This window comes from Arthrobacter sp. WCS2018Hpa-7 (assembly GCF_031843805.1).
Taxonomy (GTDB): Bacteria; Actinomycetota; Actinomycetes; order Actinomycetales; family Micrococcaceae; genus Arthrobacter.
Map to the genome: position 1 here is coordinate 1 of NZ_JAVTJB010000018.1, position 23,425 is coordinate 23,425.

The 23,425-nt window shown below is 63.4% G+C and carries 21 protein-coding genes and 1 pseudogene; 15 read left to right on the forward strand and 7 right to left on the reverse strand.

The features are described 5' to 3' along the window. The 9 genes and pseudogenes from RQH14_RS17235 to xerD form a co-directional block, all read left to right on the forward strand. Positions 1-1,193 (forward strand): annotated as a pseudogene (locus RQH14_RS17235) (hypothetical protein); the annotation flags it as partial. Next, positions 1,186-2,172 carry an HAD-IIA family hydrolase gene (locus RQH14_RS17240; RefSeq protein ID WP_311214372.1) on the forward strand — a complete coding sequence of 329 codons (987 nt, stop codon included), beginning with the start codon at positions 1,186-1,188 and terminating at the stop codon, positions 2,170-2,172. The pseudogene RQH14_RS17235 and the gene RQH14_RS17240, both read left to right, overlap by 8 nt. Before the next feature lie 9 nt (positions 2,173-2,181). Further along, positions 2,182-2,511, forward strand: a complete 330-nt coding sequence (locus tag RQH14_RS17245; protein WP_311214373.1) for a hypothetical protein — start codon at positions 2,182-2,184, stop codon at positions 2,509-2,511. Positions 2,512-2,514: 3 nt separating this feature from the next. Beyond that, positions 2,515-3,327, forward strand: a complete 813-nt coding sequence (locus RQH14_RS17250; protein WP_311214374.1) for a TlyA family RNA methyltransferase — start codon at positions 2,515-2,517, stop codon at positions 3,325-3,327. Between the two features lie 13 nt (positions 3,328-3,340). Beyond that, entirely contained in the window at positions 3,341-4,372 is a 1,032-nt protein-coding gene (locus RQH14_RS17255) for an NAD kinase (protein ID WP_311214375.1), read from the forward strand. Positions 4,373-4,375: 3 nt separating this feature from the next. Next, positions 4,376-6,115 (forward strand): DNA repair protein RecN, encoded by a 1,740-nt coding sequence (gene recN / locus RQH14_RS17260; protein ID WP_311214376.1) that lies wholly within the window; start codon positions 4,376-4,378, stop codon positions 6,113-6,115. A gap of 130 nt (positions 6,116-6,245) precedes the next feature. Next, positions 6,246-7,991, forward strand: a complete 1,746-nt coding sequence (locus tag RQH14_RS17265; protein ID WP_207597079.1) for a CTP synthase — start codon at positions 6,246-6,248, stop codon at positions 7,989-7,991. Between the two features lie 27 nt (positions 7,992-8,018). Continuing rightward, positions 8,019-8,681, forward strand: coding sequence for an NUDIX hydrolase (locus tag RQH14_RS17270; protein ID WP_207597080.1), 663 nt, complete (start codon positions 8,019-8,021; stop codon positions 8,679-8,681). Positions 8,682-8,683: 2 nt separating this feature from the next. Next, the gene (gene xerD, locus RQH14_RS17275; RefSeq protein WP_311214444.1) at positions 8,684-9,643 is read left to right on the forward strand and encodes a site-specific tyrosine recombinase XerD; all 960 of its coding nucleotides are present in this window, start codon (positions 8,684-8,686) and stop codon (positions 9,641-9,643) included. A gap of 46 nt (positions 9,644-9,689) precedes the next feature. On the opposite strand, the gene RQH14_RS17280 is transcribed toward xerD, so the two are convergent. Beyond that, positions 9,690-10,448: a hypothetical protein gene (locus RQH14_RS17280; protein WP_311214377.1), complete on the reverse strand. Its 759-nt coding sequence runs from the start codon at positions 10,446-10,448 to the stop codon at positions 9,690-9,692. A gap of 56 nt (positions 10,449-10,504) precedes the next feature. Here RQH14_RS17280 and RQH14_RS17285 point away from each other — a divergent pair, with 56 nt between their 5' ends. Next, positions 10,505-10,999: an NUDIX domain-containing protein gene (locus RQH14_RS17285; RefSeq protein ID WP_311214378.1), complete on the forward strand. Its 495-nt coding sequence runs from the start codon at positions 10,505-10,507 to the stop codon at positions 10,997-10,999. Positions 11,000-11,085: 86 nt separating this feature from the next. Here RQH14_RS17285 and RQH14_RS17290 read toward each other — a convergent pair whose 3' ends face one another. The 6 genes from RQH14_RS17290 to RQH14_RS17315 form a co-directional block, all read right to left on the reverse strand. Continuing rightward, on the reverse strand, positions 11,086-12,225 hold the full coding sequence (locus RQH14_RS17290) for a bifunctional 2-methylcitrate synthase/citrate synthase (protein WP_311214379.1): 1,140 nt from the start codon (positions 12,223-12,225) through the stop codon (positions 11,086-11,088). A gap of 75 nt (positions 12,226-12,300) precedes the next feature. Then, complete coding sequence (gene prpB / locus RQH14_RS17295; protein WP_311214380.1) at positions 12,301-13,206, reverse strand: methylisocitrate lyase; 906 nt, start codon at positions 13,204-13,206, stop codon at positions 12,301-12,303. Next, positions 13,207-14,727, reverse strand: coding sequence for an MmgE/PrpD family protein (locus RQH14_RS17300; RefSeq protein ID WP_311214381.1), 1,521 nt, complete (start codon positions 14,725-14,727; stop codon positions 13,207-13,209). A 10-nt stretch (positions 14,728-14,737) separates the two neighbouring features. Further along, the gene (locus RQH14_RS17305) at positions 14,738-15,379 is read right to left on the reverse strand and encodes a GntR family transcriptional regulator (protein ID WP_311214382.1); all 642 of its coding nucleotides are present in this window, start codon (positions 15,377-15,379) and stop codon (positions 14,738-14,740) included. 122 nt (positions 15,380-15,501) lie between these two features. Next, positions 15,502-16,215, reverse strand: coding sequence for a response regulator (locus tag RQH14_RS17310; protein WP_311214383.1), 714 nt, complete (start codon positions 16,213-16,215; stop codon positions 15,502-15,504). Beyond that, the gene (locus RQH14_RS17315) at positions 16,212-17,858 is read right to left on the reverse strand and encodes a sensor histidine kinase (protein WP_311214445.1); all 1,647 of its coding nucleotides are present in this window, start codon (positions 17,856-17,858) and stop codon (positions 16,212-16,214) included. The genes RQH14_RS17310 and RQH14_RS17315 overlap by 4 nt, the downstream gene beginning before the upstream one ends. A gap of 137 nt (positions 17,859-17,995) precedes the next feature. Between RQH14_RS17315 and RQH14_RS17320 the strand changes: the two genes are divergently transcribed. The 5 genes from RQH14_RS17320 (at position 17,996) to RQH14_RS17340 (ending at position 23,425) form a co-directional block, all read left to right on the forward strand. Then, a complete protein-coding gene (locus RQH14_RS17320; protein ID WP_311214384.1) occupies positions 17,996-19,342 on the forward strand; it encodes a cation:dicarboxylate symporter family transporter in 1,347 nt (448 codons plus the stop codon). Positions 19,343-19,594: 252 nt separating this feature from the next. Continuing rightward, the gene (locus RQH14_RS17325; RefSeq protein ID WP_089594468.1) at positions 19,595-20,494 is read left to right on the forward strand and encodes a ParA family protein; all 900 of its coding nucleotides are present in this window, start codon (positions 19,595-19,597) and stop codon (positions 20,492-20,494) included. Between the two features lie 6 nt (positions 20,495-20,500). Continuing rightward, complete coding sequence (locus RQH14_RS17330) at positions 20,501-21,415, forward strand: ScpA family protein (protein ID WP_311214385.1); 915 nt, start codon at positions 20,501-20,503, stop codon at positions 21,413-21,415. A 40-nt stretch (positions 21,416-21,455) separates the two neighbouring features. Further along, entirely contained in the window at positions 21,456-22,064 is a 609-nt protein-coding gene (locus RQH14_RS17335) for an SMC-Scp complex subunit ScpB (protein ID WP_311214446.1), read from the forward strand. Between the two features lie 149 nt (positions 22,065-22,213). Continuing rightward, positions 22,214-23,425, forward strand: coding sequence for a pseudouridine synthase (locus RQH14_RS17340; protein ID WP_311214386.1), 1,212 nt, complete (start codon positions 22,214-22,216; stop codon positions 23,423-23,425).

Here is a 23,425-nt window from a genome sequence, read left to right on the forward strand (position 1 = left end):
ATCGCAGTGACCGTCCGGCCCGTGATGGTGAGCGCCGTCCGTTCAACAACGACCGTGGTGACCGTAAGCCCTTCGGTGATCGCAGTGACCGTCCGGCCCGTGATGGTGAGCGCCGTCCGTTCAACAACGACCGTGGTGACCGTAAGCCCTTCGGCGACCGCAATGACCGCGGTAACTCCTGGGAAGAGCGCCCGGCCAGGGTACCCAACGCCAAGGACATCCGCAGCTCAAACCGTCCTGACCGTGAGCGGTCTCCCGAGATCGATGAGGATGTCACCGGCAAGGAGCTCGACCGCGCCACGGGTCACCAGATCAAGACGCTCGAGGAGCAGAGCGCGGGCTGGGTCGCCAAGCACTTGGTCATGGCTGGCCGCCTGATCGACATTGAGCCCGAGTTGGCTTTCCAACACGCGTTGGCTGCAAGCCGTCGTGGCGGACGCCTTTCTGTTGTTCGTGAAGCCGTGGGCCTGACCGCTTATGCCGCGGGCCACTACGGGGAGGCGTTGCGTGAATTCCGTACGTACCGCCGCATCAGTGGATCCAACGTGCACCTGCCTGTGATGGCTGACTGCGAGCGAGGCCTCGGACGTCCGGACCGTGCGCTGGATATGGTTCGCTCTCCAGAAGCCCAGGACCTGGATGCTCCGGGCAAGGTGGAGCTCGCGATGGTGGCTGCCGGTGCCCGTGCGGATCTCAAGCAGTTTGATGCTGCTGTCACTGAGCTGGAGATCCCCCAGTTGGACATCAACAGGGCCTTCTCTTACAGCCCGCGGCTGTTCCGTGCCTACGCTGAAGCACTCAGCGCTGTGGGTCGCACGGAGGAAGCGGACAAGTGGGCCCGCCAGGCTTTGGTGGCTGAGAATGCTTTGGGCGTCGGCGACTTCGCTGAGCCGGAGATCCTTGACCTCGGGTGGGATGAGCAGGAAGAAGCAGCCGCGAGCAAGCCGCGCTTTGTCAAGTCGGCTCCGGAATCCGACGTCGTGAAGCCTGAGACCGAATCGGTTATTGCGGAAGCCGCAGCGGCTGACGTTGATCACGATGACGTTGAACTTGATGACGCCGAATCTGACTACTTCGAGTCGAACGACGCGGAGTCGGACATCGACTCCGCAGAAGACGACGCTGAGGAAGAAGAAGCAGAAGCCAAGGAAGAAGACGCCGCAAACCAAGGCACCGACTCCCAGCATGGCTGATTCACTCATCTCCTTCTTTGATGCCGTCCTCTCCGATCTGGATGGTGTGGTCTACGCAGGACCTCACGCCATCCCGGGGGCTGTGGAGTCGTTGCAGCGTCTCGAAACCGTCGGCGTGGGGCTTGGTTACGTCACCAATAACGCCTCACGCACCCCGGCCCAGGTCGCTGCGCACCTGCGTGAGCTCGGTGCGCCGGCAGAGGACCATCAAGTGGTCAGTTCCTCCCAGGCAGCAGGGGAGCTTCTGGCTTCCATGCTGCCTGCGGGGGCGCATGTGCTCATCACCGGCAGTGCGGCCCTGGCCCATGAAATCGAATTGGTGGGACTTAAGCCGGTACACAGTGCAGCTGAATCGCCGGTTGCGGTCGTCCAGGGATTCAACCCTGAGATCGGTTGGAAGGATCTCGCTGAGGCGTCCTATGTAGTGGCCGGTGGAGCCATGTGGTTTGCCACCAACACGGACATGTCCATCCCGCAGGCCCGCGGCATGGCACCTGGGAATGGAACGCTGGTTGCGGCCGTGGCGGCTGCCACGGGAAAGACTCCTTTGGTGGCGGGTAAACCTGAAGCGCCGCTTTTCCACGCCGCAGCAAAACGGTTGAACGCCGATCGTCCGCTGGTTGTGGGCGACCGTCTGGACACGGACATCCTGGGCGGGAATCGCGCGGGATTTGCGACGGCGGCCGTCCTCACCGGTGTGGACACCACCTACACCATCCTTGCGGCGCGGACCGACGAGCGCCCCACGTATCTTTTGGCCGACTTGGAGGGCCTTTACGCGCCCTATCCTGAGGTCACCAGCGACGACGGCACTTTCCGTTGCGGTGCAGCATCGGCAGTCGCCGGGGATGGGACCGTCACGGTCACCGGTGATGAGGGCGACCTTGACGCTTGGCGGGCGGCTTGTGCGGCATGGTGGGCCAGGCACCCCGACATCGCCGTTGCCCAGGCGCCGCAGGTGGAATGGCGAACTCACTAGACTGGTGCGATGACCGAGCCCATTAATCTACCGGCATCCGCGCCAGAAGCCCCGGAGGCGCCAGAAGCCCCGGAGAGCCTCGCGGGCCAAGACGGCCTCGTGCCGGAAAATATGGGGCAAGCGCGTCCGGAGGTCCAGTGGCCCGATGCAGCCAGCTCCACGGGGGACCCGCTGGTCGACAAGGCCCTCGACGTCCTGGACAACGTGCCTGCGACCTCCGTGGCAGAACACGGAGACCTGTACGCAGCCATCCATGACTCCTTGCTGGAGGCCCTGGACGCTGAACCCGGTCTCCCTGCCGCGCCACAAAGTACTCCCCGCCCGGAAGGCGACAGCTAGCGTATGGCACGACTCGACCAGGAACTCGTCACCCGTGGGTTGGCGAGGTCACGCACCCATGCAGCAAAGCTCATCAGCGATGGCAAAGTCAGCTCCGCGGGGACTGTCCTCGCCAAAGCCGCACTCCAGGTGGACTCGGCTACGGACTTGGACGTAGAGGCCCATCTTGAGGACATCTACGTCAGCCGCGCCGGGCATAAGCTGGCAGGCGCGCTGGAGGCGTTTCCCGCCGTCGTGGTCGCCGGAAAGCGGTGTCTCGACGCCGGCGCCTCCACAGGTGGCTTTACCGATGTCCTGCTGCGGCAGGGGGCGGCAAGTGTGGTGGCGGTGGACGTAGGACACGGCCAGTTGGTGCCACACCTGCGGGATGACCCGCGCGTGGACGTCCATGAGGGTATGAACGTCAGATACATGGCCCCGGAGCAGATCGGTGGGCTCGCAAACCTGACGGTTGCGGACCTGTCCTTCATATCGTTGACCCTTGTGGTGGCGCCGCTGGCTTACTGCACTGAACCCGGCGGGGACATGGTCCTGATGGTCAAGCCGCAATTCGAGGTGGGCAAGGAACGGCTGAGCCGAACCGGCGTGGTGTCATCGGACGATGAGCGACGCCGGGCCGTCGCCCAGGTTGCCCGGGCGGCGGTGGATGCAGGGCTCGTCCTGATGGACCTCGCGGCCAGTCCGCTGCCGGGCCAGGACGGAAATGTTGAATACTTCCTGTGGATGAAGCGCGGGATGTCCACGGTGTTGCCTATGATCGAAGAGCGGGACGGGGACGTTGCTGCATTGATCAAGAAATTCTGGCCAAACCACTAGAAAGCAGAACCCGATGAGCAGGCGTGTACTTGTCCTTGCCCACACAGGGCGGGAAGAATCGCTCCGCGCAGCGTGGGATGCCTGTACGCAACTGCATTCCTCCGGCTTGGTTCCTGTGCTGCAGAAGTCCGAACTTGCCGATATTGAACGGTTCTTCGGTGCGTTGGATACACCCATCGAGATCCTCAACGACCACGTCAACCTGGAGGACGTGGAGTTGGTGATGGTCCTGGGTGGGGACGGAACCATCCTGCGGGCCGCGGAACTCGTGCGTGAGGTGGACGTCCCGTTGTTGGGAGTGAACCTGGGGCACGTGGGCTTCCTGGCTGAAAGCGAGCGTGCCGACCTGGCACAAACAGTGGAATGGATCGCGAGTCGCCAGTACACGGTGGAAGAACGCATGACCATCGATGTCCAGGTGTGGGTCAAAGGACAGAAGATTTGGCACACGTGGGCGTTGAACGAGGCTGCCATTGAGAAGGCCAACCGTGAGCGCATGCTGGAAGTGGTCACGGAGGTGGACGAGCGTCCGTTGACCTCCTTCGGCTGTGATGGCGTGGTCCTCGCAACTCCCACGGGTTCCACCGCATACGCGTTCTCCTCGGGAGGGCCTGTGGTGTGGCCGGAGGTGGAAGCGCTGGTGATTGTTCCGATCAGTGCCCATGCCCTGTTCGCCAAGCCGCTGGTGGTATCGCCGAGGTCCAAGCTGGCCGTCGAAATCATGAACCGGACCGAAGCCATAGGTGTCCTTTGGTGCGATGGCCGGCGTTCCGTGGACCTGCCGCCCGGGGCACGTGTTGAAGTGACCCGTTCAGCCACGCCGGTGCGGTTGGCGCGCACCCACAAGACACCCTTTTCTGCGCGACTCGTCCGCAAGTTTGAACTCCCCATCCACGGTTGGCGTGGACCGGCTCCCCGGAGCGGGGAAGTCCACACGGGCCCGCTTCCGGTCATCCGGACCCTGTCACCGGCTCCGTTGCCCAGTCCTCGGGATGTAGAAGGTCCCCGGGACGGTGACCCTTCCGACCCCACGAATGCGAAGTGAACCATGCTTGAAGAACTCCGAATCCGTGACCTTGGCGTCATCACCGATGCCGCCCTGCCGCTGGGCCCTGGCCTGAGCGTTGTCACCGGCGAAACCGGTGCGGGCAAGACCATGGTGGTGACCGCCGTCGGGCTCCTTCTTGGTGCCCGATCAGATGCAGGTGCCGTCCGTAGTGGAGCCAAGTCGGCGTCCGCTGAAGCGGTCTTGAAGCTCGATCCGGCGCACAGCGCTGTTGAGCGCGCCAAGGAGGCAGGCGGTGAGGCTGAAGAGTTCGACGGCGTTGCTGAGCTCCTGCTGGCCCGTACCGTGGGTGCCGATGGGCGCAGTCGTGCCTACGTTGGCGGGCGCGCCGCGCCTGTGGGGGTCCTGGCTGAGTTGGGAGAGAGCCTGGTGGTGGTCCACGGGCAGTCGGACCAGATCCGGCTCAAGAGCGCCACTGCGCAGCGGCATGCCCTGGATCGGTTCGCCGGTGCGCCCCTTGCCAAGACGCTGGGGGAGTACCAGGAGCTGTACAACCACTGGAAGAACATCCAGTCCGAACTTGAAACGCTGCGCAGCGAAGCCCGGGAGCGGCTGCGGGAAGCTGAGTCCCTGGATGCGGCCCTGAAGGAAATCGACGAGGTGGATCCCCAGCCGGGGGAGGACGAAACACTCAAGGCCGAGGCGGTGAAGCTCGCCAACGTCGAAGAACTCCGATTGGCCGCAGCTGCAGCCCATGAGTCCCTCATCGCCGAGGAATTCGGGGACGCCGGCGACGCAACCACCATGGTGGATGCTGCCAAGAGGACACTGGAGCACGTTGCCGATCACGACGAAGAGCTGCGTTCCGCCGCTGCCCGGCTCGCGGAGGTCGGGTTCCTCCTCAACGACATTGCAACAGAGCTGTCCAGCTATCAGGCCGCCCTGGATACCGAAGGTCCGGAGCGGCTCTCCGAAATCGAGGAGCGCCGGGCCGCCCTTGCCAAGTTGATCCGCAAATACGCCCCCAGCATTGACGAAGTGCTGGAGTGGGCGGCGACCGCAAGGACCCGGCTGGACGAGCTTCAGGATGATTCCAGCCGCATCGAATCCCTGGATGCTGAGGTGGCTTCGACGGAAGCGACTCTTCGGAAGCAGGCCGCGGCTATCTCCAAGGCCCGCCTCAAAGCTGCCAAGGATCTCTCAGCCAGAGTCAGTGCTGAGCTCAAGGCGCTGGCCATGGCTGACGCCACGCTGGTCATTGAGGTCGATGGGAATGGATCGTTGGGCCCTTGGGGCACCGACGAGATCGCTTTCCTTCTCCAGCCGCACTCCGGGGCTCCGGCCCGGCCTCTGGGCAAGGGAGCCTCGGGCGGTGAACTGTCCCGGGTGATGTTGGCCATCGAGGTGGTTCTCGCCGCGGTGGATCCTGTGCCGACGTTCGTGTTCGATGAGGTGGACGCGGGCGTGGGTGGCCGGGCCGCCGTCGAAATCGGCCGGAGGCTGGCCATGCTTGCCCGGCACGTCCAGGTGCTGGTGGTAACTCACTTGCCGCAGGTTGCTGCCTTCGCCGATCAACACATCCGAGTGACAAAAACTTCCGTGCGCGGTGCTGACGGTAAGACAACCACCGGGTTCACCTCCAGCGACGTACAGTTACTGAGCGACGACGAGCGCGTCAAGGAGTTGGCCCGCATGCTGGCAGGGCAAGAGGATTCCGAATCGGCGCAGGCCCACGCCCAGGAGTTGCTGGACGACGCGAAGCTCCTGCCGCAGCGCGCATAGTGCTGTTGGCCGGAATGCGAGCACCATCACATCGGCACACTTAATCCCGCCCGGCTCTTGCTTGGAATGCGGTGGTGAGCAACTATTGACCATTTGGGGAATCCGAACAGACGCGTGGAAGGCGTAATTGATGATAAGCTCGAATTCCGTGGTGCAGCGATCAAATTCCCGTGTAAATTCCCGGTTCCCGGGCTCGTCCAAGACGACCAAACACATCTTCGTCACCGGTGGTGTGGCGTCCTCGCTCGGTAAGGGTCTGACGGCTTCCAGCCTCGGTCACCTGCTGCGGGCACGCGGTTTGTCTGTAACTATGCAGAAGCTCGATCCCTACTTGAATGTGGATCCGGGCACGATGAACCCCTTCCAGCACGGCGAAGTATTCGTCACGGACGACGGCGCCGAAACCGATCTCGACATCGGACACTACGAGCGCTTCCTCGATGAAAACCTCGAAGGTTCGGCCAACGTCACAACGGGCCAGATCTACTCCACCGTCATCGCCAAGGAACGCCGCGGCGAATACCTCGGAGACACCGTCCAGGTCATTCCCCACATCACCGATGAAATCAAGCGCCGCATGCGCCTGCCTGCCGAGGGCAAGAACGCTCCGGACGTCATCATCACCGAAATCGGTGGCACCGTGGGCGACATCGAATCGCAGCCGTTCCTTGAGTCGGCCCGCCAGGTCCGTCAGGATGTTGGCCGCAACAACGTCTTCTTCCTGCACGTGTCCCTGGTTCCGTACATCGGACCGTCCCAGGAACTGAAGACCAAGCCGACGCAGCACTCCGTGGCAGCCCTTCGCTCCATCGGCATCCAGCCTGAAGCGATCGTGATCCGCTCCGACCGCGAAGTGCCCGACGCCATGCGCGAGAAAATCGGCCGTATGTGCGACGTCGACATCGACGCCGTAGTCAACGCAGCTGACGCCCCCAGCATCTACGACATCCCCAAGACCCTGCACTCACAGGGCCTGGACTCCTACATCGTCCGCGCACTGGACCTGCCGTTCAAGGACGTTGACTGGAGCAAGTGGGACAAACTGCTCGAAGCAGTGCACAACCCCAAACACGAGGTCGAGGTTGCCCTGGTGGGCAAGTACATCGACCTCCCGGACGCGTACCTCTCGGTCACCGAGGCCCTTCGTGCCGGCGGTTTTGCCAACGAAGCCAAGGTCAAGATCCGCTGGGTCCCCTCCGACGAGTGCGAAACCCACGCCGGGGCTACCAAGGCCTTGGCCGGTGTGGACGCCATCTGCGTGCCGGGTGGCTTTGGTATCCGCGGCCTCGAAGGCAAGCTCGGCGCCTTGAAGTTCGCTCGTGAATCCAAGCTCCCGGTCCTTGGCTTGTGCCTCGGCCTGCAGTGCATGGTGATCGAGTACGCCCGCAACGTGGTTGGCCTCGAAGGTGCCTCCTCCAGCGAGTTCGAGCCCGACTCCAAGTACCCGGTCATCGCCACCATGGAAGAGCAGTTGGACATCGTGGAAGGCAAGGGAGACCTCGGCGGCACCATGCGCCTGGGCCTGTACGAAGCCAAGCTGGACGAGGGCTCGGTCATCGCCGAGACGTACGGCACCACCACGGTCAGCGAACGCCACCGTCACCGCTACGAGGTCAACAACAAGTACCGCGACCAGATCGCAGCAGAAGGCCTGGTGTTCTCCGGTACGTCGCCTGACGGCAAGCTGGTGGAGTATGTGGAACTTCCCCGCGAGGTCCACCCGTACTACGTGGCCACGCAGGCGCACCCGGAGCTCAGCTCGCGCCCCACGCGCCCTCACCCGCTGTTCGCAGGTTTGGTCAAGGCTGCCTTGGAGCGTCGCGAAGGTGCCCCCGTGGCCACCAAGACCGGTGCCCGCACGGTAGCTGCCAAGTAGACGCAAGTACTAACGAAGGACGGCGCGATGCCCGGTATTTCTGAAACCCCCCGCACATCAAGGCAGGTTTCGGACATGCCGAGCCCGCGCCGTCTTTTGTCTACCAGCAAGGTCTACGAAGGCCGTATCTGGGATGTTGTCAGCGACTCGTTCCAACTCAGCGATGGCACGGACACCCTTGTTCGTGACTACATTGACCACCCAGGCGCAGTAGCGGTGCTCCCCATGAACGTGGACGGTGAGATCCTGCTGCTGAAGCAATACCGGCATCCGGTCGGCATGGATCTGTGGGAAATCCCAGCCGGCCTTTTGGACGTCGAAGGAGAAGACTTCGTGGTGGGGGCGGCCCGGGAGTTGGCGGAGGAAGCTGACTTGGTCGCGGCTACGTGGAACGTCCTGGTGGACTTCTTCAACTCGCCCGGTTCGTCCAGCGAAGCAGTCCGGATCTATTTGGCGCGTGGCATCAGTGACGTTCCCGTGGCGGACCGCCACGTCCGCACCGATGAAGAGGCCGAAATTGAACTCCACTGGGTGCCGCTTGATGACGCCGTGAAGGCAGTGTTGGAAGGCCGCCTGCACAATCCGTCGGCGGTGCTGGGCATCCTGGCGGCCGCAGCTGCGAAAGCCGATGGGTTCACTGGGCTTCGTCCCGCCAATGCGCCGTGGCCGGCTCACCCGAGCCAGCGCTGAGCATGGCCGAGGCTGCCACCAGAACTCCCACTGGCATTGACCGCGCAGTAACCGACTACCTGCAGCATGTGGGTGTGGAGCGCGGCCTGGCAGCGAACACCCTTGCGGCGTACCGCCGGGATTTGTCGCGGTACTCCAACTTCCTCCAGGACCAGGGCGTGGAACGGCCCGGCGACATCACCCGGCATCATGTGACCGCCTTCGCCCAGGCGTTGTCGGATGGAAGCGATGGCGCCGCTGTGCTGGGTGTCCGCTCCGCTGCACGTACGGTGGTGGCGGTCCGCGGACTTCACAAGTTCTGGGCACTTGAAGGAACCACGACGGCGGACCCCGCCAGCGATGTCCACCCGCCCATGCCGGGCAAACGGCTTCCCAAGGCCATCAGCGTCGACGAGGTCACGCGGATCCTGGAAGCTGCCGGAGCCGACTCGCCCACAGGGCTCAGGGACCGTGCTCTCCTGGAATTCCTCTACTCCACAGGTGCCCGCATCAGCGAAGCCGTGGGGTTGGACGTCGATGACATTTCCCTCGAAGACACAGATGGGGATCCCGCGATCGTCAGGTTGTTCGGCAAGGGCTCCAAAGAGCGCTTGGTGCCCCTCGGCTCATACGGAGCCCGCGCCGTCGGAGCCTATGTTGTCCGAGGCAGGCCGCTGCTGGCATCCAAAGGCAAGGGAACACCGGCGCTGTTCCTCAACGCCCGCGGCGGTCGGATCAGCAGGCAGAGCGCCTGGACCATCCTCAAAGCGGCGGCTGAGAAAGCCAACATCACCAAGGACGTCTCGCCGCACACGCTCCGCCACTCCTTCGCCACTCATCTGCTGGAAGGCGGAGCTGACGTCAGGGTAGTGCAGGAACTGCTGGGGCATGCCTCCGTGACAACCACTCAGGTTTACACGTTGGTCACCGCAGACACCCTGCGCGAGGTCTATGCAGCGGCACACCCGAGGGCGCTGGGCTAAGAGGGCATTGGGCTAAGAGGGCGCTGACCCAAGCGTGTTCCGCGAACTACCCGAGCACGTCCAGCGTCAACTCCACGGCGTCCACGAACAGCGCCAACAGCGACGTCCCCAGGCCGGCCACCAGCAGGAGCCCCGGATGTGCCAGGCCCACCACAACGCGCTTGAGCCGGGGCCGTCCTTTGAGGAACTTCTTGGGAACCCTGGTCTTCACCGGCACCTGCCGCCAGCCGCGCAAGCGCCGCAGGAACCATGCACAACGCACAATGAAGGCCATCCAGAGGATGGAGAGCACCAGTGGAACGGCAGCCAGCATGAGGTTGAAGCCCAACGCCGTGACTTCCTTTTCGGAATCGCCGATCAGGGTTTGGACGGTGGTGGAGATTGAGGCGCTCATCACCACTGAGGCGGCCCACACCATGAACGCCGCCACGAGCGCCAGGAACCGTACAAAGAAGTGACCCAGTACTGTTGCGTCCACTGCCCTGAGATGGCTGCGGGGCGTGGCGTGCAGCACCGCCAGCGTGGAAATCAACGTGGGCAGTGCTGCCACGAGGACCAGCAGGTACCAGGTCCATCCGGCCAGGTCCACCACTTCGTCCAAAACGATCAGCCCGGCCCACACCACGGTCCAGGCCCACCCTGCGTAGAGGGGGTGTGCCACCAGCCAACGGGGTAGCCATGGGTCGCGTCCGGGCGTCGCTTTTGTGGCTGTTTCGGCAGCCGTGCTTCCGCCGGCGGACGGAGGAGCTGCAGCGTCATCGACGGCGGCCACATTGGCTGGCCGGTTACCCCCACCTTCAGTCATGGGCTCACTGTAGCAATGGCGGCAGTGGCAGGGGAGATCAGGTTAAGGTTGGCAGCATGACTGCAGCCCATGTGACTTTGTGCTTCCTCCTCCGTGACGGCGTGGACGGCGAGGATGTCCTCCTCGGAACCAAGAAGACCGGCTTCGGCAGGGGCAAGGTGGTGGGGGTCGGCGGGCACGTGGAGCCGGGGGAGACCGCCTCTGAGGCCGCATGCCGGGAGGTCATGGAGGAAATCAATGTGGTGGTTGCCGCAAAGGACCTGATTCCGGCAGGCACTGTTGACTTTGTGTTTCCGGCAAGGCCGGAGTGGAACATGGCCACCACTGTGTTCCTGACCCGTACGTGGGAGGGGGAACCTTCGGAAAGCGACGAGATCGCCCCCGACTGGTTCCCGGTGATGCACCTTCCCGTGGACCGGATGTGGGCCGACGCTGAACACTGGCTGCCGGCCATGATTGCCGGCCAGCGTATTGCGGTGCGGGTGGATTTGGCAGCAGATAACGAAAATGTGGCTGACGTCCACACCATCGATTGGGTGGACCAGCCGTAGCAGGAAACGTGGAAAAAACGACGCCGGGCCGGTCGCCTTTCGGTGACCGGCCCGGCGTCGTACGTCTCGTGGACTAACGGGAAACGTTAGGGAACGTGCCGTTCTTCCGGCCCGTTGTATTCGCTCAGGGGACGGATGAGGGAGTTGGAGGCTACCTGTTCCATGATGTGGGCGGTCCAGCCGGTGATGCGGCTGGCGACGAACAGCGGGGTGAACGTCTGGGTGTCGAAGCCCATCAGGTGGTATGTGGGGCCGGCGGGGTAGTCGAGGTTGGGCTTGATGGCCTTTGCCTCGTCCATGGCCTGCTCCAAGCCGTTGTACAGGCCCAGGAGTTCCGGCCGGCCGTAGTGCGCGATCATCTTGTCCAGAGCGGCTTTCATGGTGGGCACGCGGGAGTCGCCGTGCTTGTAGACGCGGTGCCCAAACCCCATGACCTTCTTCTTCTGGGCCAGGGCGTCTTCCATCCACGCCCGGGCCCGGGTGGCGGCTTCCTCCAGGGTCTCTTCGCTGCGGATGCCGATCTCATCGAAGGTGTGCATCACTGCCTCGTTCGCGCCGCCGTGCAGCGGGCCCTTGAGGGCGCCGATCGCGGCGGTCACCGCAGAGTGCAGGTCAGCGAGCGTGGAGGTGACGACGCGGGCGGTGAACGTCGAGGCGTTGAAAGAGTGCTCCGCGTACAGGATCATCGAGACGTTGAACGCCTCCACCACCTCGGGCACCTGCTCTTCGCCGAACGTCATCCAGAGGAAGTTTGCCGAGTAGTCCAGGTCCTCGCGCGGTTCCACGGGTTCCTGGCCGCGGCGGCGGCGTTGGTCATAGGCAACCACGGATGGCATGGCAGCCCAGAGGTCGATTGCCTTCTTCATGTTTGCTTCGGGTGATGAATCTTCAGCCAGTTCATGCCGGGCACCGAGCACGGATGCTGCCGTGCGGCACACGTCCATAGGATGCGCGGTGGTGGGCAAGGTATCCACCACTGACTTGACCACGGGGTCCAGCGCACGGCCAGCGCGTTCCCGGGCGGTGAATTCAGCAAGCTCTGTTTCGTTGGGCAGTTCGCCGTTCCACAGCAGGTAAGCGACTTCCTCGAAGCTGCATTTGGCGGCCAGTTCCTGGACCGGATACCCGCGGTAGAGCAGCGAGTTGGTGTCCGGGTTGACCTTCGAGACTGCGGTGTAGTCCACCACGACTCCGGCAAGGCCTTTTTTGATGTCAACAGCTGCCATGCTGCTCTCCTTCGTTCATAATGCAGGCGCTCCGGTGTTCCGGACTGCCTGCTTTCCCCTTGATTAATCCGGTGCCTAGCGGACGCCAGGAACCTGGAAGTTAAAAACGCCGGTATCGAATTGGTTATAGGCCTCGTAGTCGACGAGTTCGTAGAGGCGTGCACGCGTGAGCATGTTTTCCACTTCCGCCTCTTGGGTCCCCGCAGCCCTGATCGATTCCAGAGTACGCTCTGCAGCGCCCATGGCAATGCGGAGGAGGGTGACGGGGTAGATGACCATGTTCACGCCGACTCCTTGGAGTTGGTCCACGGTGAAGAGCTCGCTTTTGCCGAACTCGGTCATGTTGGCCAGGATGGGCACGTCCACTGCGTCGCGGATGGCTTGGAACTCGCTCAAATCACGCATGGCTTCGGGGAAGATCGCGTCGGCGCCGGCGTCCACCAGTGCTTTGGCACGGTCTTGTGCGGCCTGGATTCCTTCGACGGCGCGGATGTCGGTGCGGGCCATGATGAGGAAGTTCGGGTCGCGGCGGGCGTCTGCCGCAGCACGGATGCGTTTGGTGGCGGTGTCGATGTCCACGACGTTCTTGCCGTCCAGGTGGCCGCATCGTTTGGGGTTGAATTGGTCCTCGATGTGGCAGCCGGCCAGGCCCGCGTTCTCGAGTTCCTGGATGGTGCGGGCCACGTTCATGGGCTCGCCGAAGCCGGTGTCCGCGTCCACCAGGGAGGGCAGGTCCGTCATGCGGGCGATCTGTCCGGCCCGGGTGGCCACCTCCGTCAGGGTGGTCAAGCCGATGTCCGGGAGGCCGAGGTCGTTGGCCAGGACGGCGCCGGAGATGTAGACCCCGGCGAAGCCTTTTTCCTCGATTAGTCGTGCCGAGAGCGGGTTGAACGCTCCCGGGAACTGCTGCACAGTCCCGGAGGCCAGCAATTCCCGCAGCTTCAGCCGTTTCTGTTCCGGCGTGACTTTTGAGTACAGCATTTAGAACAGTCCCTTGGGTGCGTTGCTGAGGTCGATCACGCCGGGTGCTGCGGTGATGTTCAGCTGGTCCAGTTCGCCGTCACCGAGTTCGGTGACGCGTTCGACGGCGGCGAGGAACCTTTCGATTTCGGCTTCCTCCACCAGTCCGGCAGCGAGGGTGCGGAACTTGTTGATGTATTGCTCGCGGGCGAACGGCCGGGCTCCGAGCGGGTGGGCGTCGGCCACCGCGATGTCGTCGGTGATGACTGTGCCGTCGTTGAGGGTGATTTCAACAGTGCCGCCGAAGGCTTTCTCAGCGATGTCCAGGGAGTGGTACCGGCGGGTCCATTCAGGGTCTTCGACGGTGGTGACCTTGTGCCAGAGTTCCACGGTGTCCGGGCGGGCAGCGCGTTCGGGGGCGTAGGAGTCCACGTGGTGCCAGGCGCCGTCCTGCAGGGCGACGGTGAAGATGTACGGGATGGAGTGGTCCAGTGTTTCGCGGGACGCCGTGGGGGAGTACTTCTGGGGATCGTTCGCGCCGGAACCGATCACGTAGTGGGTGTGGTGGCTGGTCTTGATCAGCACGGACTTCACGTTGGCCGGGTCCGTGGTTTCCGGGTGCTCTTTGTTGAGCTTGCGGGCGAGGTCGATCCACGCCTGGGCCTGGTACTCGGCGGAGTGTTCCTTGGTATAGGTGTCCAGGATGGCGCGCTTGGCTTCACCGGGCAGGGGCAGCGGAACCTCGTAGGAGGCGTCCGGGCCGTCCAGCATCCAGGCGATCACGCCGTCTTCGCCTTCGTAGATCGGCACGGGTGAGGTCTGGCCGCGCATGGAGCGGTCCACGGCTTCGACGGCCATCTTGCCTGCGAAGGCCGGGGCGTGGGCCTTCCAAGTGGAGATTTCGCCCTTGCGGGACTGCCGGGTGGCGGTGGTGGTGTGCAGGGCCTGGCCCACGGACTGGAAGATCGTCTCCACATCCAGGCCAAGAAGGGTGCCGATGCCCGCGGCGGCGGAGGGTCCGAGGTGGGCCACGTGGTCGATCTTGTGCTTGTGCAGGCAAATGGCCTTGACCAGGTTCACCTGGATCTCGTAGCCGGTGGCGATGGCACGGACCAGGTCGGCGCCGCTGGAGCCGACGTGCTGGGCGACGGCGAGGATCGGCGGGATGTTATCTCCCGGGTGGGAGTAGTCCGCGGCCAGGAACGTGTCGTGGTAATCAAGTTCACGGACGGCCACTCCGTTGGCCCAGGCGGCCCACTCGGGGGAGACCTGATCGGTAATGCCGAACACGTGGGCGCCCTTGCCGTTGGCACTCGGGGAGTGGGTCAGTGCCTGCGCGCGGGCCGCGACGATCGGAGCGCGGTTCAACGAGGCGATGGCCACCGAGGCGTTGTCGATGATCCGGTTGATCACCATGTCAGTGACCTCGGGGGTGACGTCGACGGGGTCGGCGGCGACCACGGCGATCTTGTGCGCCAACTGCTCCGTGCGCGGGAGGTTCTCTTCGCTCTTGTAGACGTGGACGTGGTGGTTCTTAACCATGGTGCTCCTTCTAGTGAGGGGTGTGGGTGGCCTTGACGTGGGTGAGGCTGCGGTGCAGGTGGACTGTGGTGGCGGCTTCTGCCAGCCGGGGGTTGCCTGCGGCGATGGCCTCGGCAATGGCGGCATGCTCGGCGGCCGCGGCATGAAGCCGGGCGGTGTCGTCGGCTGCGAGGCGGCGGACTCTGACCAGATGGACGCGCAGGCCGCGCATGGCATTGGCCAGGTAAGAGTTGGAGATCGCGGCGTCAATGGCATCGTCCAGGCGGCTCACCAAGGCGTAGTACTCGTGCCGTGCGGGATCCTCGCTGCTGAGCAAATCAGGGGCCCGCAGCAATTGAGTGTGAAGCGCGGCGAACACCCCCGGCTCGCCTCGTTCGGCAGCGAGGGCGGCGGCCCTGACCTCCAAAGTTTCGCGAAGCTCGAACAGTTCGTCGATGCTGTCCAGCGAGATATCGGTGACGACGACGCCGCGGCCGCCTGCCGCCGTCGTCAATCCTTCCGCAGTGAGCCGGCTTAGGGCCTCCCGGACCGGTGTTCGGGACACACCGAGCCGTTCGGACTGCTCCACTTCCGCAAGGACGGTTCCCGGCCGAAGACGCCATTCAATGATGTCTTCACGGAGGGCGTTGTAGGCCCGATCACTGGCGCGCATATCCTCAGTGTATACACAGGACGGGCTTAGCGGCACTTAAAGGAACAAATATTCATCTTTTGTATACATTAAGTCTCTGCGACGTTGTACGCCAGGACGGGATCCCAGGGCGCAACTACTGCCTAAGCGCGGTTCCATCCATACTCGTTTTCCGGCCGGCCCGGGGTACCGTACCGGGGCGCCCTGGTGACCGTTCCGGCGTCGGCAAGGTATTCCAGATACCGGCGGGCGGTGACCCGGGACATGCCCAAGGCGTCCATGACTTCGCTGGCGGAGACTGCTTCATGCCGCGCCCGCATCAGGTCCTTCACCGCTTCCAGGGTGGACCCCGAAAGGCCTTTCGGCAGCGGCAGTTCCGTCGGCGCGCGAAGGCTGGCAAAGGCCTGGTCCACGTCGCTTTGGGAGGCTCCTGCCTTGGAGATTCCTGACATTGAACCGGCCAGCTGTTCACGGAATGCCCGGTAGCTGCTGAGCTTGTCCGCGAACGTTGCATACGTGAACGGCTTGATGAGGTACTGCACGACGCCGATGGAGACGGCGCTGCGCACGATGTTCAGTTCCCGGACGGCCGTGATGGCAATGATGTCGGCAAAAACTCCTGCAGACCTCATGCGGCGGGCCACATCGAGGCCGTGAAGGTCAGGGAGGTTCATGTCCAGGAGGACCAGGTCCACGGGGGAGCCCGACGCAGCGAACTCCCCGAGGATGCGCAGCGCCGACTGGCCGTCCGGGGCCGTGCCCACCAGTGAAAACCCGGCCAGACGGCCGACATAGACGGAGTGGGCGTCCGAAGCTATGGGCTCGTCCTCCACTACCAGGACACGGATGTCTGTCATGCCTTCTCTTCCTCGGGAACCGGCGCGGGCAGCACGACGTGGAATTGTGCTCCGCCGGGATTGCTGATGGTCATCGTACCGTTGAGCCGGTCCACGGCCTGGCGCACCAAGGCAAGGCCAACGCCTCGCCCGTGGGAACCGCGCGGATTCTTGTCCGGAGACTTCGTACTGAAGCCGTACTGAAGTACGTCATCAATGGACTCAGGATTGATGCCGCTCCCGGAGTCCCGGACCGTGAACTCGACGGCGGCAGGTCCGGCTTCCACGTCCAGCTCCACCTTCCGCGGGAAATCACCGGCCGCCGCAGCATCAATCGCATTGTCCAGCAGGTTGCCGAGAATGGTCACCAGGTCCTGGATCTCCAAGCCGCGCACACCGGAGCTCCCTGATGTCCGGACCTCCAACTCCACCCCGCGTTCGTGGGCTTCTGACGCCTTGCCCATCACCAACGCACTCATGACCGGCTCGTCCACCGATGCCACCATGTCGTCGGTGAGTTGCTGGCTGAGTTCAAGATCCTTGGTGGCAAAGTCCAAGGCCTGGGGTGTGCGGCCCAGTTCCAGCAGGGAGACGATCATGTGGAGCCGGTTTGCGTGTTCATGTGTCTGCGCGCGCAGCGCATCCGAGAGGGTTTTCATGGTCTGGAGTTCCGTGCCCAGGGATTCGATCTCGGTACGGTCGCGGATGGTGGCCACTGTGCCGTAGACGGCGGGTTTCTGTCGGCTGCGCTCAGGGACCGGCCCTACTGCAGGGGCCTGATTCACCACCAGGATCCGGGAGCCGGTCAGATGAATCTCGTCGTGTGCGGGTCTGCCCGATTCGAACAGCGCCCGCAGGCTGCCGTCGAAGGGAAGATCAGCGAGCTTCGGGGCATCGTCAGGGGAGCGGTCGGCGTCGGAAGGCTGCAGGCCCAGCAACTCGGCGGCTTGGTCGTTGTACATCACCGCCTTGCCGTGGGTATCGATCAGGATGACACCCTCACGTACCGAGTGCAGCACCGATTCGTAGTAGGCGAAAAGCTGAGCCAGCTGTTCCGGTCCCCAGCCTCGCGTCACCGATCTCAGATACCGCCCAAGGAGCCAGGAGGCCACGGACCCAAAGCTCAACACCACCAGGGCAATGCCGCCGATGACGCCCAGGCGCTCGGCCACATCCGTGTCTACTGTCCGGACGGTAACCCCCGCTGCCACGAGGGCTTTGACGGTCCCGTCAGCAGCTATGACCGGTGCGATGGTTCGGACCGACGGACCCAAGGTGCCCGCGGTGACCTCCGTGAACGTCTCGCCCCGCAGCGCGGGCTCAATCGTTCCGATGTAGGGCTTGCCGAGCTCCTCAACCCTTGGGTGCGTCCAGCGCGTCCTGTCGGGAGCCATGATGGTGATGAAATCGGCGTCAGCATCGTCCATGACCTCCAGCGCGTAAGGCTGCAATGCTGCTGTGGGCTCCGCAGCGGATGCCGCTTCCAGTACCAACGGATTGTCGGCAATGGATGTTGCCACGGCCAGCATTCGACCCCCGGCGTTGTCATAGGCCCTGTCCCGGGCCTCCACCACGGAAAAGGCTCCAAATACCGCCGTCAGGACCAGGACAAACAGCAGGTTTGCCACAAACAATCGGCGGGCGATGCTCCAGCTGTGAAACACGTGGACCTCCATGACCAATATGACCGCAACGGTGATGTGTGTCACCAACGGCTCAATGATGGATATCACACAAGGGCAGCGGAATGGACATCAGTGCAGGACCGCAGCGCCTTACACAGTATCCAAAGGAGAATCCCATGACCTCTCAACGAGGAGAGTCGGCAGTAGCTGCCAAAGCTGGACGCAAGGGGCTCGACAAGTCGCATTACTTGTACATCGCGGTCATTCTGGCCGTCGTACTCGGCGCCGTGATCGGCCTGGTGTTCCCCGAAGTTGGTAAGTCACTCAAGCCACTCGGCGATGGCTTTATCAAGCTCATCAAGATGATGATCGCCCCGGTCATTTTCTGCACCATTGTCCTGGGCATCGGCTCCATCGCCAAGGCTGCCACGGTTGGCAAGGTGGGCGGCCTCGCCCTCGGCTATTTCGTAGCCATGTCAACCTTCGCCCTGGGCATCGGCCTCGTCGTGGGCAACCTGATCCACCCGGGTGAAGGCCTCAAGCTGACCCCGTACGATCCCACCAAGAAAGCGGACACCAACAGCACCGTTGACTTCCTTCTTGGCATCATCCCCGGTGACATCCCGGTCCTGCCTACGCTGCTTGCTGCGATCCTGGTCGGGTTCGCCTTGCAGAAGATGGGCAAGCAGGGTGCTCCCATCCTTAACGCGATCGGACACGGCCAGCGCCTCGTCTTCCGCATCCTCATCATGATCATGTGGCTGGCTCCCGTTGGTGCGTTCGGTGCCATCGCCGCCGTCGTCGGCGCCACCGGTGCCCAGGCGATCCTCAGCATGTTCACCCTGATGCTTGCCTTCTACATCACCTGCGCACTGTTCATCGTGGTCATCCTCGGTACGCTGCTCCGCGCAGTGGCCGGCGTCAATATCTTCAGGCTCATGAAGTACCTGGCCCGCGAGTACCTCCTGATCTTCTCCACTTCCTCCTCCGAAGCTGCACTGCCCCGCCTGATCGCCAAGATGGAGCACCTGGGTGTGTCCAAGCCAGTGGTTGGCGTCACCGTTCCCACGGGCTACTCCTTCAACCTTGACGGCACGGCGATCTACTTGACCATGGCTTCGCTCTTCGTCGCCAACGCCATGGGCACCCCGCTGGATCTCGGCGCCCAGGTCTCCTTGTTGGTCTTCATGATCATCGCTTCAAAGGGTGCCGCCGGTGTCACGGGTGCCGGTCTTGCAACACTTGCCGCCGGTCTTCAGGCACACAAGCCGGAGCTCCTTGGTGGAGTCGGCATGATCGTGGGCATCGACCGCTTCATGTCGGAGGCCCGGGCCCTGACCAACTTCACTGGCAACGCAGTGGCGACCGTCCTGATCGGTACCTGGGTGAAGGAAATCGACAACGGCCAGGTAGAGCGCGTCCTCTCCGGCAGCGAGCCCTTCGATGAGCAGACCATGATCGCCCATGGCGGCGAAGAAGAGGCCGCTCCCGAGGCTGAAACCCGCGAAAAGGCAACCGTCTGACCCAAGCAGGGATCAACGCATCGCATCGCAGCCGAAGGCCGGCACCTCTCCAGGTGCCGGCCTTCGGCATGTGGCCGCCACTCAGCGGCTACGGGGCAACCTTCTACCTCAGCTAGAGGGTAAAGGCTCACGAACCGGACAAAGTCAAGTTCCCCAAATAACCGTGTCGGGCGCTGTAGCCTAGGTGGGTAGTAGCGCTGTAGCTGGGGGCCAGCGGCAGGGAAGATCGTCGTCGAAAGAGTGGTTAGATACGTGAGCATCGAACGGGGAACAGCTACGCTGGGAGGCACCGAGCTCGATCTGGAAGACGCCATCATGGGGCCAACAGGCCGCCCTTACCGCGAATTTCCGGAACCAGCTCCACTTGCTTCCCATGGCCCGGCAAGAGTCATCGCCATGGTCAACCAGAAGGGTGGCGTGGGTAAAACCACCTCCACCATCAATCTCGCTGCTGCGCTCGCCGAATATGGCCGGCGTGTCCTTCTGGTGGACTTTGATCCCCAGGGCGCCCTCTCCGCAGGTCTCGGCGCCAATCCGCACGAGCTCGACCTCACCGTGTACAACGTCCTGATGGACCGCAAGGTGAGTATCCGCGACGCCATCCAGCAAACCGGCGTCGAGGGAGTTGACCTTCTTCCCGCCAACATCGACCTCTCCGCCGCGGAAGTCCAACTCGTCAACGAGGTGGCACGCGAGCAGGTACTGGACCGCGCGCTCAAGAGCGTCGAGGACGATTACGACGTCGTCCTGATCGACTGCCAGCCGTCCCTGGGGCTGCTGACCGTCAACGCACTGACTGCCGCGCACGGCGTCATTATTCCGCTGATCTGTGAGTTCTTCGCCTTGCGGGCGGTGGCCCTTCTGGTGGAAACCATCGAAAAGGTCCAGGACCGACTCAACCCGCGGCTGCAGGTGGACGGCGTCCTGGCCACCATGTACGACGCCCGCACGCTGCACAGCCGCGAAGTCATTTCACGCCTCGTGGAAGCCTTCGGCGACAAAGTCTTCGAGACCGTTATCAAGCGCTCGATCAAGTTCGCGGATGCAACCGTGGCCGCCGAGCCCATCACCAGTTATGCGGGCAACCACATTGGCGCCGACGCCTACCGCCGGCTCGCCAAGGAACTGATCTCGCGCGGCGGCGCGCCCTAACCGACCGTGGGACCGTCTCTCGCTCCGGCTGCGGAAGCGGGCACTGCCGCTATTGCGGAAGCGCCCGACGCCGTTACCACCGAAGCCCGCAAACCCGGCTTTGAGGTACGGCTGGCCAACTTCACCGGCCCGTTCGATCTTTTGCTTGGCCTCATTTCCAAGCACAAGATGGACATCACTGAAGTGGCTTTGGCCACAGTCACCGATGAATTCATCAAGTACATCCGCCGGCTCCAGGAGTTGGGGGAGGACTGGGCGCTGGACGAAGCCAGTGAGTTCCTGGTCATCGCCGCTACGCTGCTGGATCTCAAGGCTGCGCGCCTTCTGCCCTCAGGCGAAGTCGAGGACGCTGAGGACATCGCGCTCCTTGAGGCCAGGGATCTGCTGTTCGCCCGCCTCCTGCAATACAAGGCCTTCAAGCAAATCGCCGGAATCCTCGGCGAAACGCTGGAACAGGAGGCGCGTCGTTACCCGCGCCAGGTTGCATTGGAAGGCCACTTCGCCGCGCTGCTGCCCGAACTCGTATGGCGCCATACACCGGAACAGTTCGCGGAACTTGCCGCCAAAGCGCTGAAACCCAAGGACTCCGCTCCTGCCGAGGTGGGCTTGGACCACCTGCACGCTCCGCCCGTAAGCGTCAAGGAGCAGGCCGAGATCATGGGCTACCGCTTGAAGCTGGGCGCACCTTTGTCCTTCCAGACGCTGATAGCCGACGCCGAAACCACGCTGGTGGTAGTGGCACGCTTCCTTGCGTTGTTGGAAATGTTCCGGGACCGTGTGGTGGCTTTTGAGCAGCCCGAACCCTTGGCGGAGTTGACCGTCCGCTGGACGGGCGACGACGACGGGTGGGACAGTTCCAGCCTGAGCGAAGAGTATGAGACCGGTGTGGTGCCGGACGGCAGGGAGAACAGCAGTGAATGAGCAGGAAACGGCACAGGATGGCTTGGCTGAGCTGGCAGCGATGCCCGGCGGCGCGCGGGCAGCCTTGGAGGCAGTGCTCATGGTCATTGACGAGCCCGCTACCTCGGAAGAGTTGGCCGCCGGACTCAACGTGACGGTATCCGTCGTCGAGGATTTGCTGCATGACCTGCAGCGGGAGTATAGCGGCTATACTGTTAAAGCCCCGGACGTGGATGCTGTCGGCTTTGCCGATGCCAGCACTGCACCCCGGGGTTTTGAATTGCGGAATGTCGCCGGAGGGTGGCGCATCTATTCACGGTCGGATTTCGCCGACATCGTGGGCAGGTTCGTGCTCGAAGGGCAGACCACCAGGCTCACTCAAGCAGCGCTTGAAACTCTGGCGGTCATTGCCTACCGGCAACCGGTCTCCAGGGCCCGGGTGTCTGCCATTCGCGGCGTCAACGTCGATTCTGTGGTCCGGACCCTCACTCAACGGGGTTTGATCGAGGACTCCGGAAACGATCCTGAATCCGGGGCTGTCCTGTACAGGACAACCTCGTACTTCCTGGAACGGATGGGCATCGGCTCAGTGGCTGAACTGCCACAGCTTTCACCGCACCTTCCAGGTCTGGAAGGGATTGACGAGTATTACGACGCCAGCCGGATGTAGCCACAGGCCGCGCCCGGCACCGCAAGAGAACTTCATATGGATTCACGGCACCTTCAGGGTGCACAGCGACAAGGGGCAGACGATGTCTGCCCGGCTGGCTAGTGTTGATTGCAGCACGGAAGCCGGCCATTACTACACAAGGACGGGTCATGACACAGGCGGGACGCCAGAGTTCACCACGTAACAGTTCGGGACGCAACAGTTCTGGACGCAATGAGGCCAAGGGTGGCGCAGGTCGCCCCAACGCCGGCGGCTTCCCTGGCCGCGGCGGCAGCGCCGGCGCTGGAAAGCGCAACTTCACCCAGGGCGAGGGCCGCCCTTTCAAGGCTCCGAAGCCGCGCGAAGCGGCACCTTTCGATTCTGACAACCCCACAACTGCGGGCGATTTCGACCGCGGCCAGGCAGCCAGGCCCGCGAAGCCCTTCCGTAAGCCCGGCTCCAACAAGCCCGGCTTTGGCAAGGCACCTGGTACGCCGGGCGCATTGAAGCCCAAGGCCAAGCCGGCCAGGCAGTACGGTTCCAAGGCATTCGGCAGCGAACGTTTCGGCCAGAACCTGGGACCCATCCGCAAGCCGGGCCGCAACCGCGGTCCGCGCCAGGAAGTCCCGCAGTCGGACCTTCACGATGTTGACGGCGTACGCCTGCAGAAGGTCATGGCCCAAGCCGGCGTGGCTTCGCGCCGCGTCTGTGAGGAAATGATCCTCGAGGGACGCGTCGAGGTTGATGGCGTAGTGACCACCGAGCTTGGCATGCGCGTGGACCCCACGGCTGCCGTGATCCACGTCGATGGCATCCGGATCCAGCTCGACGAAACCCTCGTCTACATGGTCTTCAACAAACCCAAGGGCGTCGTCTCCACCATGGAGGACCCCGAAGGCCGTCCCTGCATCAGCGACTTCCTCAAGAACAACAAGAACAAGGGCGAACGCCTGTTCCACGTTGGCCGTCTCGACGTTGCCACTGAGGGGCTGCTGCTGCTGACGAACGACGGCGAACTCGCCAACCGCTTGACGCACCCTTCCTATGAGGTACCCAAGACGTACCTCGTCCAGGTGCGTGGTCCGTTCCCACAGGGCGTGGGCGCGAAGCTGAAGAACGGCGTCGAGCTCGAAGACGGTGTTGCCGCAGTGGATTCGTTTCGGTTGGTGGACTCCACCCCGGGGCACGTCCTCATCGAGGTTGTGCTCCACTCAGGTAAGAACCGCATTGTGCGCCGTATGTTTGACGCCGTCGGGTTCCCTGTGGAGCGTCTTGTCCGCGTCAAGGTCGGCCCCATTGGTTTGGGCGACCAGCGCCAGGGCAGCATCCGCAACCTCGGCAGGCAGGAAGTCGGACACCTCCTGGCATCTGTGGGGCTCTAG